General features: G+C 69.7%; 10 protein-coding genes and 4 pseudogenes. 2 read left to right on the top strand and 12 right to left on the bottom strand.

All coding sequences use genetic code 11. The features are described from left to right. Positions 1-531: 531 nt before the first annotated feature. The 8 genes and pseudogenes from RKD20_RS44760 to RKD20_RS44725 all read right to left on the bottom strand — a co-directional run bounded on the left by RKD20_RS44760 (position 532) and on the right by RKD20_RS44725 (position 11,200). Positions 532-2,652, bottom strand: coding sequence for a PQQ-dependent sugar dehydrogenase (locus tag RKD20_RS44760; protein ID WP_424882768.1), 2,121 nt, complete (start codon positions 2,650-2,652; stop codon positions 532-534). Positions 2,653-2,787: 135 nt separating this feature from the next. Continuing rightward, positions 2,788-3,951, bottom strand: coding sequence for a sugar phosphate isomerase/epimerase family protein (locus tag RKD20_RS44755; protein WP_424882767.1), 1,164 nt, complete (start codon positions 3,949-3,951; stop codon positions 2,788-2,790). A gap of 195 nt (positions 3,952-4,146) precedes the next feature. After that, complete coding sequence (locus RKD20_RS44750; RefSeq protein ID WP_424882766.1) at positions 4,147-5,298, bottom strand: inositol-3-phosphate synthase; 1,152 nt, start codon at positions 5,296-5,298, stop codon at positions 4,147-4,149. Positions 5,299-5,831: 533 nt separating this feature from the next. Continuing rightward, a pseudogene (locus RKD20_RS44745) lies at positions 5,832-6,107 on the bottom strand (sugar phosphate isomerase/epimerase family protein); the annotation flags it as partial. A gap of 101 nt (positions 6,108-6,208) precedes the next feature. Then, the gene (locus tag RKD20_RS44740; protein ID WP_424882765.1) at positions 6,209-7,405 is read right to left on the bottom strand and encodes a Gfo/Idh/MocA family protein; all 1,197 of its coding nucleotides are present in this window, start codon (positions 7,403-7,405) and stop codon (positions 6,209-6,211) included. A gap of 73 nt (positions 7,406-7,478) precedes the next feature. Continuing rightward, a complete protein-coding gene (locus tag RKD20_RS44735) occupies positions 7,479-8,528 on the bottom strand; it encodes a substrate-binding domain-containing protein (RefSeq protein ID WP_424882764.1) in 1,050 nt (349 codons plus the stop codon). 126 nt (positions 8,529-8,654) lie between these two features. Next, entirely contained in the window at positions 8,655-9,680 is a 1,026-nt protein-coding gene (locus tag RKD20_RS44730) for an ABC transporter permease (protein WP_424882763.1), read from the bottom strand. After that, a complete protein-coding gene (locus tag RKD20_RS44725) occupies positions 9,677-11,200 on the bottom strand; it encodes a sugar ABC transporter ATP-binding protein (RefSeq protein WP_424882762.1) in 1,524 nt (507 codons plus the stop codon). Before RKD20_RS44725 ends, RKD20_RS44730 begins: the two co-directional genes overlap by 4 nt. A gap of 342 nt (positions 11,201-11,542) precedes the next feature. Here RKD20_RS44725 and RKD20_RS44720 point away from each other — a divergent pair. Next, positions 11,543-12,753, top strand: a pseudogene (locus tag RKD20_RS44720) (RNA-guided endonuclease InsQ/TnpB family protein). Between the two features lie 274 nt (positions 12,754-13,027). On the opposite strand, the gene RKD20_RS44715 reads toward RKD20_RS44720, so the two are convergent. After that, positions 13,028-14,209, bottom strand: a complete 1,182-nt coding sequence (locus tag RKD20_RS44715) for an ROK family transcriptional regulator (RefSeq protein WP_424882761.1) — start codon at positions 14,207-14,209, stop codon at positions 13,028-13,030. Between the two features lie 712 nt (positions 14,210-14,921). Here RKD20_RS44715 and RKD20_RS44710 point away from each other — a divergent pair. Beyond that, positions 14,922-15,131 (top strand): annotated as a pseudogene (locus tag RKD20_RS44710) (IS5 family transposase); the annotation flags it as partial. 191 nt (positions 15,132-15,322) lie between these two features. On the opposite strand, the pseudogene RKD20_RS44705 reads toward RKD20_RS44710, so the two are convergent. From RKD20_RS44705 to RKD20_RS44695, 3 genes and pseudogenes are all read right to left on the bottom strand, one after another. Continuing rightward, positions 15,323-15,739: pseudogene (locus RKD20_RS44705) on the bottom strand (IS256 family transposase); the annotation flags it as partial. 35 nt (positions 15,740-15,774) lie between these two features. Further along, positions 15,775-16,266 carry a hypothetical protein gene (locus tag RKD20_RS44700; RefSeq protein WP_424882760.1) on the bottom strand — a complete coding sequence of 164 codons (492 nt, stop codon included), beginning with the start codon at positions 16,264-16,266 and terminating at the stop codon, positions 15,775-15,777. A gap of 69 nt (positions 16,267-16,335) precedes the next feature. Next, positions 16,336-17,316 (bottom strand): hypothetical protein, encoded by a 981-nt coding sequence (locus RKD20_RS44695; RefSeq protein ID WP_424882759.1) that lies wholly within the window; start codon positions 17,314-17,316, stop codon positions 16,336-16,338. Between the last annotated feature and the right edge of the window lie 773 nt (positions 17,317-18,089).

The following is an 18,089-nucleotide window of genomic DNA, read 5'->3' as shown; positions in this document are numbered from 1 at the left end:
CGTACGGTCACAGGTCGCTGCCACAGATGCGGGAGGCGGTGGCGCCGACCAGGGCATCAGTAGGCGGTTTGACAACAGAGTCCGGGACGCCCTCGACGCGGACATCACCGGCGACATCCATGACAGTCGCACGCATCACAATCCCGATGGCCGTACTTGATCGCGTGTCCGCCGACGTGGAATCGGAGCCGGGCCCTGGACTGCCATCGCTCGGAGCCTGCGTCCTCGGTCCCGAGCGCCGCCGTCGTTTGCGATCTTCGTCCGTCCTGCAAAACCGGAATCCTCACTCGGTACGAAGGTCTTGTTTGTGGGGGGGTACAGAGATGTCGGTGCAACCGCCCTGACGGTGGACGCCGATGGTGAGGTCGCGCGGGCCGTCCCTGATGCGGGGCACGGCGGACACGGGTCTTGACCACTGCCGCGATTCCACCGCGCGCCTGTGCTCCGCCTGCACCCACACCGGTTCGGTGGTCCTCGCACGACGACGGGGCGCCCCGAAGTGGCGCCCCGTCGCGGTGTCGTCCTCGCCGGTCAGTCGGCCGGTGTCAGGGCGACCTCGGCGCTGCCCGAGAGGGACGGCAGGCCGTCCGGGGGCGTGTCGGTGTAGGAGGCGTTGAAGACCGCCTTGAGGTTGTCCGAACCGGAGTGACCGCCGTCCACGAACGTCTTGAACGATCCGGAGCAGCCGTTGCTCGTCGACAGCGGGTGGCCGTGCGAGTCATGGCCGAGGATGAACGAGACGCTGACCTTCGCGCAGTCCACCGGCTGGTCGTCGGTGACGGTGACCTGCCAGGTGACCGTGTCACCCCAGTGGAACGCGGTGCCGCCGTGCGGGGCAGGGTCGGTGGTCAGGGCAACGACCGGTGCCTTGTTGCCGACGACGACGGGAACGGACGCGGAGGCCGAACGCCCGGTGCTGTCGGTGACCTTCAGCGTGGCGTCGTAGACCGCGTTCTCGGTGAACGTGTGCTTCGGGTTCGCCTCCCTGGAGTCGACCGTGCCGTCGGCGTCGAAGTCCCAGGCGTAGCGGAGGGCGTCGCCGTCGGCGTCCTTCGTGCCGGCGCTGGAGAACTGGACGGTCAGCGGGCTGGTGCCGTTGACCAGGTCCGCGGCGACCTTGGGCTCCGGGGTGCGGTTGCCCCGGGTGAAGTCGATGCGGGAGAGCTGGGCCTCGGGCAGCTCCGCGAAGTACCCGGTGCCGTACTCGAGGACGTACAAGGCGCCGTCCGGGCCGAACTCAGCGTCGATCGGGCCGTCCGTCGTGATCGTGGGGATCGCGTCCTCGATCTTGAGAACCTGGTTCTTCTTGCCGAGAGTGATGGCCTTCATCTGGTCACGCGTCCACTCGTAGAAGAGCGGCTTGCCGCCGAAGTACTGGGGCCAGCGGTTCTGGGCCTTGTTCCGCTTGTCGTACTGGTACACCGGGCCGCCCATGGGTCCGATGCCGCCCGTGCCGAGTTCCGGGAACTCCGCGGAGGCCCCGTAGCCGTACACGATCTCCGCGTCCTCAACCGGGGGCAGCACGCTGCGGCCGGTGTTGTGACGCGAGTCGTTGACCGGCTTCGCGCAGTCGAAGGCTCCGCTCGACTTCTGGGTGGCGAAGTCGTAGTCCTGGTACGGAATGGCCTGGGTCACGCAGAAGGGCCAGCCGTAGTTGGCGGGGCGGTCGATCACCATCCAGCGCCCCTGGCCGGCGGGGCCGCGGTCTGGGTTGGCCTGGTTGGCGTCGGGCGAGTAGTCGCCGACGTAGACCTCGCCGGTCTTGTCGTCGACGCCGAAGCGGAACGGGTTGCGCAGACCCATGGCGTAGATCTCGGGACGGGTCTTGTCGGTGCCCGGCGCGAAGAGGTTGCCACGCGGTATCTGGTATCCGCCGCCGGGCTTGACCTGGATGCGCAGGACCTTGCCGCGCAGGTCGTTGGTGTTGCCCGCGGTGCGCCGCGCGTCGTACGCCGGGTTGCGGTCGGGGCGGTCGTCGAGCGGGGCGTAGCCGTCGGAGGAGAACGGGTTGGAGTCGTCGCCGGTCGACAGGAAGAGGTTGCCCTTGCGGTCGAAGTCGATCTTGCCGCCGACGTGGCAGCAAATGCCGCGGTCGGCCGGTACCTCGATGACCTTCTGCTCGGTGGCGAAGTCGAGCTTGTTGCCCACGAGCTTGAACCGCGACAAGCGGGTGACGCCCTTGTACTTGGCGAAGTCCGCGTCCGTGCCGAACTGCGGTGCGTCCCCTTCGTTGACTCCCGGGGTGGCCGGGTCGTCCATGGGGGTGGCGAGGCGGGGCGAGTAGTAGAGGTAGACCCAGTGGTTCTTGGCGAAGCCGGGGTCGACGGCGATGCCCTGTACGCCTTCCTCGTCGTGCTGGTAGAGCCCTGCGGGGCTCTTCTTCATGTCGGCGGCAAGGAAGTTCACGCCGCTCTTGGGGTCATGGACGCGGACCTCTCCCGTGCGCGCCGTGTGCAGCACTCGGCGGTCGGGAAGGACGGCGAGGGCCATGGGCTCGCCCGGACGGTCGTTGAGGGTGACCTTCTGGAAGTCCGACGAAGCCGGCGGTGCGGGGTCCGGTTTGGCGGCCTGTGCTGGGGAGAGCGGCAGGAGCCCGACGGCTCCGGCCAACGCAGCCGCCCCCACGAGGGTGACGATCCGTCTGTTGCGCACTCAGAACTCCTTTGGTCTGGCCTGCGGGTGAAAAGAAGAGCCAGGCGGAATGCGTGAGTTGGACGCCAGGGCGCCCACTTTCAAGGCTCCCGCCCGTCGCCAACGCGCCGGGCGGGCACCATGGGTGACACGTCGTCAGTGGCGGGCGCGCAGGGCCGCGAGGTTGTCGTAGCCGATGCGGGCGAAGTCCAGGGACTGGCCGGGGACGCTCGTGCTGGGTGCGTTGTCCTGCTCGACCATCGGGTTGCGGTAGTTCTTGGCCCCCACCCGGGTGAAGAACCGCCGGTAGTCGATGTCGCCCGTGCCGAACGGCACCATGTCGTAGCCCATGCCGTTCTGGGTGTTGACGACGCCGTCCTTGGCGTGGAAGAGCGGGAAACGGGTGCTGTTGCGCTCCACGAGTGCGGCCGGGTCGAAGACGCGCTCGCGCTGTGAGCCGTCGTGGGCGGTGTACGTGTGGAACTTGTACTGGGCCACGTGCGCCCAGAAGACGTCCAGTTCCAGGTAGACGCTCTTGCGGTCGGTCACCTTCAGGAAGTACTCCAGCTTCCGGATGCCGGAGCTGCGGGTCGGCCGGCCCTGGGCATCGAGCGGGCCGCCGTCGAGCAGGAAGTCGTAGGCGCTGTCGTGGTTGTGGGTGTAGAGCTTGATGCCCTCGCGGCAGGCGAGGGCGCCCAGGGTGTTCCACTTCTGCGCGGCGACGTCCCAGTCCGCCCGGTAGGGGGTGTTGGTGGGGTCGGCGCCGGTGCCCATGTGCTCCATGCCGAGGATGTTGGCGATCTCCAGCCAGCGCTTGAACGTGTCCCGGTCGGCCGGCGTCAGCGGCCAGGACGGCGGGATGTAGCCGTGGCTGCCCTGCGCCCGCAGCCCGTACTCGTCGAGCCAGGAGCGCAGCAGCTTCGCGCCCTGGACCGTGCCGAGATCCGCGCCACCGGGCGCGTTGGCGTGCTGGCCGTAGCCGGCGAACTCCACCTGGCGGTAGCCGAAGCGCGACAGCTGCTTGAACACCTCACGGAAGCCGGACGGCAGGTCGGAGGTGAGCGGGTCGCGGCCGATCGCGTCCCGGACGGTGTAGAGGATGATGCCGCGCTTGTGCGGCGGGACCAGGGCGGAGCGGCCGTGGTCATGGCCGCCGGCCTGTGATCTGTTCTGCGCCAGTGCGGGCGCGGCGCCGAAGACCGGGGCCGCGATCGCCGCCCCGGTGACGGCCGTGCAGGTGCTGAGGAAGCGGCGGCGGCTGACGCCCAGTGCGCGGCGCAGGGTGTCGCCGGTGACGGCTTCGTCGTTGAACGCGGTCACAGTGGTTCTCTCTTTCGTCGTCGCAGTGCTGCGGGTGCCTTGCGGCTTTCGTCTCCGGCGAGGCCGACGAGCCGCGGGAGAAGGGACTTCACTTCGGTGGCCGCTGCACGGATGGATACTGCGCGGGGGGGGGGTGGAGAACAGGAGGAGCGGACAGTGGTCCGCCCGGGACGCGCGTCGGGGGGAGGGAGCGGATCACCGCCCCTTCCGCAGGCGGTCGGCGAACGACAGCAGCGCGGTGAACTGCTCCGAGAGACCCGACGGGCCCCCGTCGGGGTCCTTGAAGTAGAAGCCCAGCTCCGGGAGCGGGCCGGACAGGCCCGCCTCGTGGGCACGGGCCACCAGGCGGGCCAGGTCCAGGACGAGCGGTGCGGCCAGGGCCGAGTCGCAGCCCTGCCAGGTGGTCTGCAGGATCATGCGCGAGCCGAGGAAGCCCTCGAAGGCGATGTGGTCCCAGGCGGTCTTCCAGTCGCCGAGCACCGGTACGTCGTCGATGTGCACCTCGCCCTGCGGAGTGTGCCCGAGGGTGTCGGCCAGGACGCGTTCCTTGCCGGCGTTCTTCGCCGCGGCCGCGCCCGGGTCGGCCAGGGCCGCCCCGTCGCCGCCGCCCAGCAGATTGGTGCCGGACCAGGCTCGTACCTCGAGGGCGCGCTGGACGAACATCGGGGCGAGCGCGGCTCGCAACAGGGTCTGGCCGGTCTTGCCGTCCCGGCCCGCGTGGGGCAGTGCGCCGGCCGCGGCGGCTTCCGTGAGGTCCGGGGTGCGCAACCCGGTGGACGGCGTGAAGTTGACGTAGGAGCAGCCGGCCCGCACGGCGGCGGCCGCGTAGAGGGAGCTGGGCGGCAGTCGTACGGCGTCGGGTTCGGGCAGCGGCTCGGTGGAGGAGACGTTGACGACGACCACGCGTGCCAGAGCGTTGCGCACGCGGAACGAGGTGAGGTCGGCCGCGAAGTCCGCGATGAGTTCCTCGTCGCATCGCGTGTCGCCCGGGAGCGGGCCGCCGAGGCGTATCTCCTCGTCCGCGGCCTGGAGTTCGGCGCGCACGGCGGGGGCGAGCCCGTGCGGCAGAACACCCGCGTCGGTGAGGTGTTCGGCCCGCTTGGGCAGCGGACTGTGGGCGGTGTCATGACCGCCGAAGACGAGTGAGGGCAGGGGCGGCAGGCCTGTGCCGTCGAAGGGTGGGGTCTCGGTGACCATGCCGGTCGGCGGCCGCAGTCCGGCGGTGACCGCCGCGCATCCGGCGACGGCGGTGGTGGCCACCGACCCGCGGGCTCCGACGAACCAGACACCGGTGCGTGCGGTCCGCCCGCCGGTCCGGGGCTCCGATGCGTTCCCGTCGTGGTTCACGGGCTGCCTCCCTGCCATGTCGATGTTCCGATGTGGTTGGAGGACGGTGGGCAGGGGCGCGAGGGCCTCCCGCTCACCGTCGGCCTTGGGACGGCTTTGGCCGCGGCCTGGAGAGCTGCTCCGTGATGCGCGCGGTTGCGGCGTTCGAGGGGGCGGCAAGGGGCCGCCGGTGAGAAGTACGCGGTGCCTGAAGCTTCTTGGCCCCGCGCTGTGCAGGGTCGACCTCGGCCGGCCGCGGCCGAGGGCTGCGCTGTACGACCGTGACGCGTCGTCAGTTCCGAACCACTGTGTGGTTCCTGTACACGAAGGGACCGTAGCCTCGTTCGTCCTTGGCCGGAACCCCTCGCGCAGGGAAACGGCGAACTTCTTCCAGAGTCAGGACAAAGCCGTGTTCGGGCAGCCCGGTTCAGCCCGGTGGCTTTCCCGCTACCGGGCCATGACCCGATCGGCTCTCACCAGGCCGAAAGGCCACGACGACGGCGTCAGCGCCGCAACCGCTGTGCCGGTCTGCGCCTCCTGCTGCTGCGCAACGCCTAGTGGTCGCCGCCTCCGAAGGCAGCGTCGAAGGATGCCGACGGGGGCTCGAAGTCGTATGCCTTGAGTCGGTTCAGTGCCTCGGGTGCGCCCTGGAGCCGGTCCATGCCGGCGTCCTCCCACTCGACCGAGATCGGGCCCTGGTAGTCGATGGAGCGCAGCATGCGGAAGACGTCCTCCCAGGGGACGTCTCCGTGGCCGGCGGAGACGAAGTCCCAGCCGCGGCGGGGGTCGCCCCAGGGCAGGTGGGAGCCGAGGCGGCCGTTGCAGCCGTCGTAGCCGAAGTGGCGGGCGGGGCGGCAGACCTCTTCGAGGGGGAGGTCGGCCCACTGGCCAGTGAAGAGCGTGAACGTGCGCGGCATCTCTGGGAGCCTCCTCAGACGGCTATCGGGGTGTAGACGGAGTTCTTCTCGGCGCTCTCCTCCACGGCGGCGAGCACCCGCTGGACCTGGAGGCCGTCGGCGAAGGAGGGGTCGGGGCGGCGGCCCTCGGCGATCGCGTGGACGAGGTCGCGGGCCTGGTGGACGAAGGTGTGCTCGTAGCCGAGGCCGTGCCCCGGCGGCCACCAGGCGTCCAGGTAGGGGTGGTCGGGCTCGGTGACGACGATCCTGCGGAAGCCCGCTGTGGCGGCGGGCTCCCGATGGTCGTGGAAGGACAGCTCGTTGAGCCGCTCCAGGTCGAACGCGAGCGACCCGGACTCACCGTTGATCTCCAGACGCAGGGCGTTCTTGCGCCCGGACGCCATGCGGGTCGCCTCGAACGTGGCGAGCGCTCCCGAGGCGAGCCGGCCCGTGAAGACGGCCGCGTCGTCGACCGTCACGGGCCCACGCCGGGTGCCGGCGGTCGCGGTCAGACCGGAGGACGCGCCTTCGAGGCGTGGGCGCTCCTTGACGAACGTCTCCATCTGGGCGGAGACACCGACCAACAGCTCGCCCGCCAGGTACTGGGCGAGGTCGACGATGTGCGCGCCGAGGTCGCCGAGCGCCCCCGATCCCGCGTGCTCCCGCTGGAGCCGCCACGTCAGCGGGAAGTCGGGGTCGACCAGCCAGTCCTGGAGGTAGCTGACCCGTACGTGGCGCAGCGTGCCGAGCCTGCCGTCCGCGACGAGGCCGCGCGCGAAGGTAAGGGCCGGGACGCGCCGGTAGTTGAAACCCACCATGGCCAACTGCCCCCGCGAGCGGGCCGCTTCGGCGGCTGCGACCATGGCCTCCGCCTCGGCGACCGAATTGGCCAGCGGCTTCTCGCACAGCACGTGCTTGCCCGCCTCCAGCGCCGCGATCGCGATCTCCGCATGGCTGTCGCCCGGTGTGCAGATGTCGACGAGTTCCACGTCGTCGCGGACTACGAGGGCGCGCCAGTCCGTCTCGGCCGCGGCCCAGCCGTGCTTGTCGGCTGCTGCCCGCACACCGTGCGCGTCGCGTCCGGCGATCGCGGCCATGACCGGCCGCAGCGGCAGGTCGAACACGCGCCCTGCGGTGCGCCAGCCCTGTGAGTGCGCGGCGCCCATGAACGCGTAGCCGACCATGCCGACGCCGAGCGTCGGCGGTGCGGTCCGACTGTACCTGTGTTCCATACGGATTCCTCCTCGTCGGAGTGTCACTGACTCGTCGTGGTGTTCGCGGGGCCCGCGGCCCGGTCCGGTCCGGTCAGATGAAGCCGGTCGGCAGGTACTGGTCGACGTTGTCCTTGGTGACCACGGCCGAGTAGAGGGTCAGCGAGGACGGGATCTCGAACTCGGCGAGGCCCCCGACGCCCTTGCCCTGGCCGAGCGCCCGGGCGAGATCGATGGCGGAGGCGGCCATGGTCGGCGGATAGAGGACGGTCGCCTTCAGCACGCTGTTGCCCGCCTTGATGGCGTCCATCGCGGACTTGGCCCCGGCGCCGCCGACCATCAGGAAGTCGTCGCGGCCGGCCTGGTCGATGGCGCGCAGCGCGCCCACACCCTGGTCGTCGTCATGGTTCCACAGCGCGTCGAAACTCGACTGGGCCTGCAGCAGTTGTGCCGTCTTGGCCTGCCCGGACTCGACCGTGAAGTCGGCCGCCTGGCGGGCCACCTTCCGGATGTTGGGGTAGTTCTTCAGGGCGTCGTCGAAGCCCTTGGTGCGTTGCTGGGTCAGTTCGAGGTTGTCCAGGCCGGCGAGTTCGACGACCTTGGCGTTCTTCTTGCCCTTGAGCTGCTCGCCGATGTAGTGCCCGGCGTTGAGGCCCATGCCGTAGTTGTCTCCGCCGATCCAGCAGCGGTACGCCTGCGGGGAGGCGAACACCCGGTCCAGGTTGACCACGGGGATCCCCGCCCTCATGGCCTGCAGGCCCACCTGGGTGAGCGCCTTGCCGTCGGCCGGCAGGATCACCAGGACGTCGACCTTCTTGTTGATCAGCGTCTGGACCTGGCCGATCTGCTGGGCGGTGTCGTTGGAGCCCTCGGTGATCTCCAGCGTGACGTCCGAGTACTTCTTCGCACGCGACTTGGCGTTGGAGTTGATGGCGTTGAGCCAGCCGTGGTCGGCCTGGGGACCGGCGAAGCCGATGGTGACGGCCTTGCCCGGCTTGTCGTCCGCTACCGGGGCGGCGTTGTCCGCGGCCTGTTCCTGCTCCTTGGGCTCATTGCTGGTACAGGCCGTGAGCAGCGCGCCGGCGGAAACGGCGGCGGTCCCGAACAGCAGTGCTCTGCGGCTGGTGGCGGGGGTTCTTGCCATGGCGGATCGACCCTTCGACTGGGCGGTGTGCGTCGGATGGAGTCCGACGGGCGGTGCGCGTCCGATGGAGGAGGTGGGAGGCCGGACGGCGGTGTCAGGAGCCGCCGTCCGGCGTGCTGCACGGTGTCAGGTGTCGCCGTGCAGCGAACGGCGCTGGACCAGCACGGCGGCGACGATGATCGCGCCCTTCGCGATCTGCTGGACAGCGGTCTCGAGGTTGTTCAGAGCGAAGATGTTGGTGATCGTGGTGAAGACCAGGACGCCGAGCACGGAGCCGATGATGGTGCCGCGCCCCCCGCTGAGCAGGGTGCCGCCGATGATCGCCGCGGCGATGGCGTCCAGCTCGTAGAGGTTGCCGTTGGTGTTCTGCCCCGAGCCGGCGAGCACGATCAGCATGAACGCGGCGATACCGCAGCACAGCCCGGACAGCAGGTACAGGTAGAGGCGTTGGCGGCGGACGTCGATGCCGGCGAGCCGGGCGGCCTCGGCGTTGCCGCCGACGGCGACGGTGCGCCGGCCGAAGGTGGTGCGGTTGAGCACCAGCCAGCCGATGACGGTGACCGCGGCGAAGATCAGCACAAGGGGCGGAATGCCGAGGACGTAGGAGTCCCTGGCCCCCAGATCGAGCACCGATGCGACGCTCACGATCTGCGTGCTGCCGTCCGTGATCTGCAGCGCGAGGCCCCGGGCGGAGGCGAGCATGGCCAGCGTCGCGATGAACGGCACCATCCTGCCGTAGGCGATCAGCAGACCGTTCACCAGGCCACAGCCCACACCGACGATCACCGCGGTGAAAAGGATGCCCGCGAAGCCGAACTCCTGGGTGGCCACGGTCGTCGCCCACACCGAGGCGAGTGCCACGATCGCGCCGACCGACAGGTCGATGCCGCCGCTGGTGATGACGAACGTCATGCCGACGGTGACGACGCCGATCACGGACGCCTGGGTGAGGACGAGTTGGAGGTTACTCGTCGCGAGGAACTCGTCCGGTGCGGTGATCCCGCCGACCGCGACGAGGACGGCGAGGACGCCGAGCAGGGACAGGGTGCGTACGTCCCACCCCCACCGCGGACCCGAACTCTGCTTCTCCCCCGCTGACTTGGCGGCGGACGTCGGCGCATCCTTGTGTGCGGCGGTGGTCGGCTGCGTCATGGCGTCGGGTTCCCTTCCATCACAAGATCGAGTACGCGGTGCTCGTCGAGCTCCCGGGCGTCCGCCGTGTGCACGACGCTGCCTTCGCGGAGCACCAGCACCCGGTCGGCGAGCCCCAGGACCTCGGGCACCTCACTGGACACGAGGAGTACGGCCAGGCCCTCGTCCGCCAGCCGGCGAATCACTGCGTAGAGCTCCGCCCGGGCGCCGATGTCGACACCCCGGGTCGGCTCGTCCAGCAGCAGCACCTTGCAGCCTCGCAACAGCCAGCGTGCGAGTACGGCTTTCTGCTGGTTGCCGCCGGACAGGGTCCTGATCGCGGCGTCTGGGTTGTCCGGCCGCAGGGACAGTTCCCGCACCGCCCGGTGCGTCGCGGCCCGTTCGGTACGGCGGTCGAGCCAGCCCGCGCGGGCGAACCGGGACAGCGTGGAGATCGAGACGTTGCTGCTGACGGACTCCAGCATCAGCAGGCCCTGCGCCTTGCGTTCCTCGGGCGCGAGACCGATGCCGGCACTGACGGCGGCGCGGACACTTCCGGGGCGCAGGGGTGTGCCGTCGACGAGGACACGGCCTTCGTCGGGCTTGCGGGCGCCGTAGATCGTCTCCAGGATCTCGCTGCGCCCGGACCCGACGAGCCCGGCCAGGCCGACGATCTCACCGGGCCGCAGCTCCAGGTCGACGGGGGCGAACTCCCCTCCCCGGCACAGCCCTTCGACCTTCAGCACGGGCTCCCGCTCCGCGGCGAACCCGGCCTCGGGCCGCTCGGGGAAGACGTACTCCACGTTCCGCCCGGTCATCAGGGCCACGACCTCACGGGTCGGTGTGCTCTTGGCAGGCAGGCCGCCCGAGACCGACCGGCCCTCCTTCAGGACGGTGACCCGGTCGCCGATGCGCCGGATCTCCTCAAGCCGGTGGGAGATATAGATGACGGCGACGCCGTCGGCCGTCAGATCACCCACGATCCTGAACAGGTTGTCCACCTCTTCGGGGTCGAGCGCCGCCGACGGCTCGTCCATCACGATCAACCGGACCTCGTGGGACAGCGCGCGGGCCATCGAGACGATCTGCTGCTGCGCCGCGGACAGCTCACCGACGAGCCGCGTCGGATCGATCTCCGAGTGCCCCAGCCGTTTCAGCAGCTCCGCGGTCGCCGTACGGGCGGCGGAGCCGCGCACCACGAACCCGGCCGCGGTGGGTTCATGGCCGAGGAAGACGTTCTCCGCGACGGACAGCCCCTCGATCAGGTCGAGTTCCTGGTAGATGGTGGCGATGCCCAGACGCATGGCGGCGATCGGCGATCCCAGGGTCACGGGCTCACCGCGCCAGGTGATCTCACCGCTGTCGGGCTGGTGAGCACCGGCCAGCACCTTGATGAGGGTGGACTTCCCGGCCCCGTTCTGGCCGAGCAGGCAGTGCACTTCACCGGCCTGGACCTCGAGATCCACGCCGTCCAGGGCCCGGACTCCGGGAAACGACTTGGTGATACCGGACATGGTGAGCAGGGGTGGTTGTGGTGCCATGAGGAATCCCCTCGGCGGATACGGGCCGTGAGTGGGCAGGGCGGCTGGGCTGGATGTCTCGGTGATGTGGACGGCTGTTGCAGCCCTGACGTCGTGTGCGCAGGGCTGGCACAGAGGCTGAGAAGGGCAGGCTTGACCGCCCGGCAACCTTGCAGGGTGTGACGGCCGCCGACGCTTCATCGGGGCTTTCCTTCGTGGATACCCCGGCCTTTAGACCGGGGAGGAAACGAAGCTCCTGCGGAGCAGGGCAGGAGGAGTCGGTTCGCCGCCGGGGCGGGCCAGCGCCCACCGCCGACCGGTCGGCACGCCGCCCCTCACACAAGAGCCGATAGAGTGTGAGGCATGACACAGCAGGTCAAGCGGGCGTTCAAGTACCGCTTTTACCCCACGGACGAGCAGGCAGCGGAGCTGTCGCGCACGTTCGGCTGTGTCCGCCTCGTCTACAACAAGGCGCTGGAGGAGCGCACCCGGGCCTGGTACGGCGAGCAGCGCCGGATCTCCTACGTACAGTCCTCCGCCGCACTGACGGAGTGGAAGAAGACGGAGGAACTGGCCTTCCTGGCGGAGGTATCCTCCGTCCGCTCCAGCAGGCGCTCCGCCACCTGCAGACGGCGTTCGGGAACTTCTTCGCCAAGCGTGCCAAGTACCCGCGCTATAAGTCGCGGAAGAAATCCGGTTCGTCGGCCGAGTACACCCGCAGCGCCTTCCAGTGGCGCGAGGGGAAGCTGACTCTGGCCAAGATGGCCGACCCACTGGACATCCGCTGGTCGCGCCCCCTGCCCGAAGGTGTGGAGCCGACCACGGTGACCGTGTCCTGCGACAGTGCGGGCCGCTGGTTCGTGTCCCTGCTGTGCCAGGACGCCATCACCCCGGCCCCCGCCACGCATGCGGCAATCGGCCTGGACGCCGGGATCACCTCCCTGGTGACGCTGTCCACCGGGGAAAAGATCGCCAACCCCCGACACGAGCGGCGTGACCGCGCCCGCCTGGCCCGCGTACAGCGGGAGCTGTCGCGCAAGGCGAAGGGCTCGGCGAACCGGGAGAAAGCCCGCCGCAAGGTCGCCCGCGTGCATGCGCGGATCGCCGACCGGCGCCGGGACTTCCTCCACAAGCTGTCGACTCGTCTCATCCGTGAGAACCAAACGGTCGTGATCGAGGACCTCACCGTCCGCAACCTGCTGAAGAACGGCACGCTCGCGCGCGCCATCTCGGACGCGGCCTGGACGGAACTTCGCATGATGCTGGAGTACAAGTGCGCCTGGTACGGGCGCGAACTCGTCGTGATCGACCGCTTCTTCCCCAGCAGCAAGCTGTGCGGAAGCTGCGGCACGGTCCGCGGGAAGCTGCCGCTGAACGTCCGTGAGTGGACGTGCGCCTGCGGCACGGTGCATGACCGCGACGTGAACGCGGCCCGCAACATCCTGGCCGCCGCCGGGCTGGCGGCGTCTGCCTGTGGAGACGGTGTAAGACCTCAACGGGAGTCCTCCCGGACGGGGCGGTCGTCGGTGAAGCAGGAAACCCAGCGGGCGACCGCTGGAACCCCTCGCCTTTAGGCGGGGGAGGAAGTCAAGGGCGGTTACGGCGGTGGCTGCTGTTGGCGCTACTGGTGCGCCGGTGGCTCTGCTGATGTTGCCGGGACGTCACGGGGTTGCCGCGGCGCACCGGGTGTGCGGGATCGCCAAGGATGTGGCGCCGGCGCTTGGTGGTGGCGCTTGATCGGTTGGCACTTGATCGGTTGGCACTTGATCGGGTGGCACTTGATCGGGTGGCGCCACCGGGGTGCACCGGCGCGCCTGGTGTTCCGCTGCCGACGGGGTCGGGCAGCGGTCAGGCAGGTGAGAAGACGTGGTCGCTGATGAGCCGGGCCGCGCCGATGGCTCCGGCAGCCGGCCCCAACTCCCCCAGCACGATCGGCAGGTTGCCCGTGGCCAGCGGCAACGACTGCCGGTACACCTGGGTCCGGACACTGGCCAGCAGCGTGTGTCCGAGTCCGGTCACGCCGCCGCCGATCACCACCAGTCCCGGATTGAAGAAACTGACGAGCCCTGCGATGACCTGCCCCAGGCGTTTCCCGCCCGCGCGGATCAGCTCCAGAGCCACCGGGTCCCCGGCCGCCGCGGCAGCCGACACGTCCTCGGCCGTCAGACGCTCGGCTGTCTCCAGCCGGGCGGCGAGGTGTGCCGAGCGGCCCTCACGCGCGGCCTGCTCCGCGTCAGCGGCCAGCGCGGCACCGCTGAAGTGGGCTTCCAGGCAGCCCCGGTTGCCGCACACACACGCACGGCCTTCCGGTTCCACTTGGATATGACCGATGTCGCCGGCACTGCCGGTGGTCCCCCGGTAGACCTCACCACCGACGACGATGCCGCACCCGATGCCGGTACCGATCTTGACACAGAGGAAGTCGCCCACGGAGCGTGCGACACCCGCGTGCATCTCCCCCATCGCCATCAGGTTCACGTCGTTGTCGACCATGACCGGGCAGCCGAGTTCCTGGCTGAGCGCCTCCCGTACGGGGAAGCCGTCCCAGCCCGGCATGATCGGCGGAGCCACCGGAACGCCCTCGGGAAAGCGGACCGGCCCCGGGACACCGATGCCGGCGCCGTCGAAACCCTCCGCGAGCCCCGAAGCCCTCAACTTCGCCGCCATGGACAGGACTTGCTCGAACACCGCGACCGGGCCCTCGCGGACGTCCATCGGCTGGTTCAGATGCCCCAGGACCTCCAACTCCGCATTCGTCACGGCGACATCGATCGACGTGGCACCGATGTCGACACCGAGGAAACGCAGCGTCGGCGCGAGCCGGATGTTGTGCGACCGGCGGCCGCCCCGGGACGGGGCCAGCCCGTCCGCGACGACCAGTCCCGTCTCCAGCAGTCGGTCAACCTCGACTGCCAGCTTCGAACGGGACAGGTCGACCAGATCGCCCAGCTGGGCACGGGAGTTGGATCCGTTGTCACGCAGCAGACGAAGCAGCCGCGCCTGATGGGTGTTCTCGGGCCGAGCAGTCATCCGTCTCACGATCCCTCCCCTCATCCCCGACTGGGTCCCGGACGCCCGTCTCCGCCCACTGCGTCGTCAGGCTGTCGGAGAGGAACGTAACAACGATTTTCCAGACTGGGAAGTACTTACGCAGGAGTTGGACCCTTCTTTCTCCACATGCAGGACAAAGTTTGACGCCGCCCCGGACCCAACAGGGGGCCTACGAGAGGAGGGGGGCCGTTTCCGTTTGCCGACCGTAGACGAACGCCCCCGAGCGCACGGGGTGCCACCCTCAGCTGCACCGGGCATCGCCGAGTCGGCGGCATCCGTCGCCGCCGGGCTGCTCATCGGCACGCCGGTGGGCGCCGCCAGGCTCTCCAGCCGCCATCACCCGCACGATGACGGACCGTCTCGGCACCGGCCTTGCGACGGCGCCGATGACCGTGACCGTTACCGTTACCGTTTCGGATCCGGCCACCACCACCTGACCCTCCACGCCGACCCGTGACACAGGACATCTGGTCCACCGAGTCCACCAAGTCCGCCGAACGGGCGGTCACTCGGTGTGCACAGCCAGGAAGTCGGCGCCTCGGTCGGGTGCGCGGGAGGAGTGGGGCTTCGACGGGCTGGTCGCCTCCGACCGGGGCCACTCGGAGACCGCGTCGCCGCGCTGCCGGCCGACCGGAATGACCCGCGCAGTCCACGTCCGCACGCCCCCGTAAGGTGGCCGATGGCCGGACCGGAGGCAATCCGGGTGCCTCGCTTCGGCCCCGGCCGGCCGCGGGATCGGCCCGCCGGTGTCATCGGCGACACGAGCCACAGCTCCAAGGCCATCCGCGCCTGGCTGCGGCGGCGGGGCATCGCGCACACGATTCCCGAGCGGGCCGACCAGATCCGCAACCGCCTCCGGCGCGGCGGCCGAGGTGGCCGGCCCCCGGTCTTTGACCGGCAGGAGGCGTACGGCGTTGTCGCCGATCTCGTGGCCCGCCTGGTCGACGCTAGTCAGGGAGATGGGGCCGAAGGACGCGAAGGTCGTGTTGTCGTAGCCCGCCACCGAGATGTCGCAGGTGCGGACAGGCCGGCCTCAGTAAGGGCTTCCAGTACTCCCATGGCAGCGATGTCCGCCCCGGCGAGATGGCGGTTCGCCGCTGGCTGGGCCGACTGCGGCAGGCTGTCCAGGACGTTCGCGGCTTTGTGAACGCCGCCTCTTTGCAGGCAAGTTGTGGGGAAGACCTCGGCGGGAGCCTTCCAGTTGCCGAAAGCAGGTTCGTCCAGGACCCGACGGCTCACGGTAGCCGTCGGCCATCGCGATGAGTTCCTTGGCGCGGTCGACGCGCACGGTCAGGCAGGTGACCGCGGCCGGTGAGAGGCCGGCCGAGCTGCCCGGGAACTGCTCCTGCGCGGGCACGAAGCCCCCGCAGGACAGGCCGTGCAGGCAGAGCAGTGGCAGCACCTCGGACATCTTCGGCAACTTCCTGGCCCAGGGCGGCAGGATCGCCGAGGAGAACCGCTGCGCTCACCGGTGGCCGCATCGGTGCACCGAGCGGTGGCGGCCCGGGGGCGGTGGTGCCCCCGGGCGTGAGTGACATGCCAGGTCAGGTGAGCCAGGAGTTGGAGGCGCAGGCGGAGGCGGTGACCCACACATGGGACATGATGTTGTCGTCCACGGGGCCGACGGTGCTGCCATCGCGCCTCTGGAACACGTTGTCCGTCAGGTTGTCCGCGTACTTCTCGCCCGGTGCGAGGCAGGTGTACCCGCCCACATCGCTCTGTCCCGCAAGGTAGTAGAAGGCTACGACGTCCTTGCCGCCGATCGTTCCGCTGTTCATGACGGACGAGGCCGCGTTCGCGTCAGCACCGGTGAACGGGGCGACGTTGTCGGACCAATTGGCGTCGTTGCCCTGGGTCGCACCGAGCAGGGTGCCCTGGCAGTCCGGGTCGGCCCAGGCACGGACGTACCCGTCACGTCCCGGCCACTTCGCGTTGCAACCGGCTCCCTGGACCGAGGCCTGAGCGGAGGTGGCCGGTACCGCGAGGCCGAGCGCCGCCAGGCCGATGACCGCGGCGGCGGTAGCGAACTTTCGCATGATTCTCCCTTATGTCTGCCTCGTTCGAGGCGCGCTGATCCTCTGCCGGACCAGCGGAAATCTGTGGGGTCAGGTCCGGGGGCCGACGATGCCCGCGGCCCGGACGTATGCCTCGCGCTCGATACGGCGGCTGGTGTCCAGCGCCTGGCCGTACCGGCCGCGCAAGGCGTTCACGTAGTGCACCTCGCGCTCCTTGCCGATGGCTGCCAACGATGCCGTGCGGGCACAGGTGGCATCGGCGACGGCGAGTCGTCGCTCGGCTGCGAACGTCTTGTCGGACGTGCTGCGCAACGCCCGTTCCTTCGCTGCCTGACGCGCCGCGCCCGGATCCTTGTAGGGATGGCCCGCGCGTTGCATGCACGCCGACCAGACGTGCAGCGCCGCGGCGAACTTCTTGTCCCGCATCACCTGGGGGACGTAGAGCGGCTGCAGATTCGAGGCGATCTTGTTGGCTCGGAACCACACCACCGGATCCCCGTACAGCCGTTTCTCGGCCTCGGCCACACATCCGCCCATCTGTCTGCGGATGGTGGCACCGTTCGGGAGCTCCGCCGAGATCTCCGGTGCGTCGATCCCCCCGTCCAGAGCGTCGTCGTACGCCTTGCGCCGCTCTTCTGAAAGACCTTTGCGGTAGACGAGGTTGGGGTTGGCGAGCCGTGCGCGGTCCTCCTTCGCCGCGATCCGGCTGCCGTACCCGTGCTTACGGGCCCAGGCCACATCGTCCGCCACATAGCCGAGCGTCCGACTCTCCTCCAGGCTTGGCCGCTCCGCCTCCCAGTACCTGAAGCCCTGCCGGTTCAGACACTGCTTGATCAGCCGCTGCTCGGCATCCGCGATCCGCAACTCCTGCGTCTCGGTGAGCTCTTCACCGGCCGTGGCGGCCTCGACCCGTGCGGCCGGTGAGGTGCGGTGGGCCGCATCGGTGTCTGCCGTGCAGCCGGTCAGGACGAGGCAGGCCAGTGCGGCGACCCCACCCAACGTGGTGCCCGCACGCGCTGCGCTGCGGCCACTCCGTACCACCGTCCAGCGTGAGGCGTCGGCGCGCTTCATCGGCATCCTCCCCGGGCGAAGTCGAACTGGGTTGTTCCTACGAACCGTTGACACCCTGGACGGCACATCCGTATGACCTGGACCGGGGATTTGTTTCCTTGCGCCTTCAGTCATACGAGGACGGCGCGCGCACCGTCTTTCTCGTGCACCGCTCCACCCGCGCGGATCTTGTTCTCGTGCACCACGCCCAACCCCGAGTTTCCAAGAACCTGACTTGCGGGGAGCGGCATTGGCGTCACCCGAACCCTCGGCTGACGCCGAGCCCGCGGCCGACGGCTTCAGTCGGCCCCTCTGAAGGACCGTTCTTAAGCCGCTCCGACCTGTCGCCGGCCGTGGCCCGGATGCTGCGGAGGACGGCCTGCTGCGCTGCCCGGCAGCCGAGCCAGCCCGGAGACTGCCGCCCCTGAGGGCACACCGAGCAGAGCGCCGACGCCATTGCCCTCGTGGTCCCTCGCGACCAGCGGCAGGTACGGCTCACCCGCCGCCCGTTGAAGTTCCCCGGCTGCAGCGGCCCTCACAAGCCGTGCACCGAGGTCGACGCCATCGAGGGCATCCGGCAGCCCCGTCCCGCGCTGTCCACGGGCGAGCGCCTCGAGGGGACCGGTCGCCAGACCGTCCCCCAGTGCCGCGAACCCGTCCACATCACCGTGTCGATGCTCCGCAGCATCAGCCGATCCTTTCGACCTCACTGCGCGGCTCAGGTCTGCCCGGTCGGGCCGGAGGCCGGGTCGACGCGGTGTGAACAACCGCGGGCTACCGACGGAATGCGCTGG

Source organism: Streptomyces sp. SLBN-8D4, assembly GCF_049739545.1.
Lineage (GTDB): Bacteria > Actinomycetota > Actinomycetes > Streptomycetales > Streptomycetaceae > Streptomyces > Streptomyces canus_C.
Note: the sequence above shows the minus strand (reverse complement) of the source record. Positions and strands in the feature narration are given on the sequence as shown.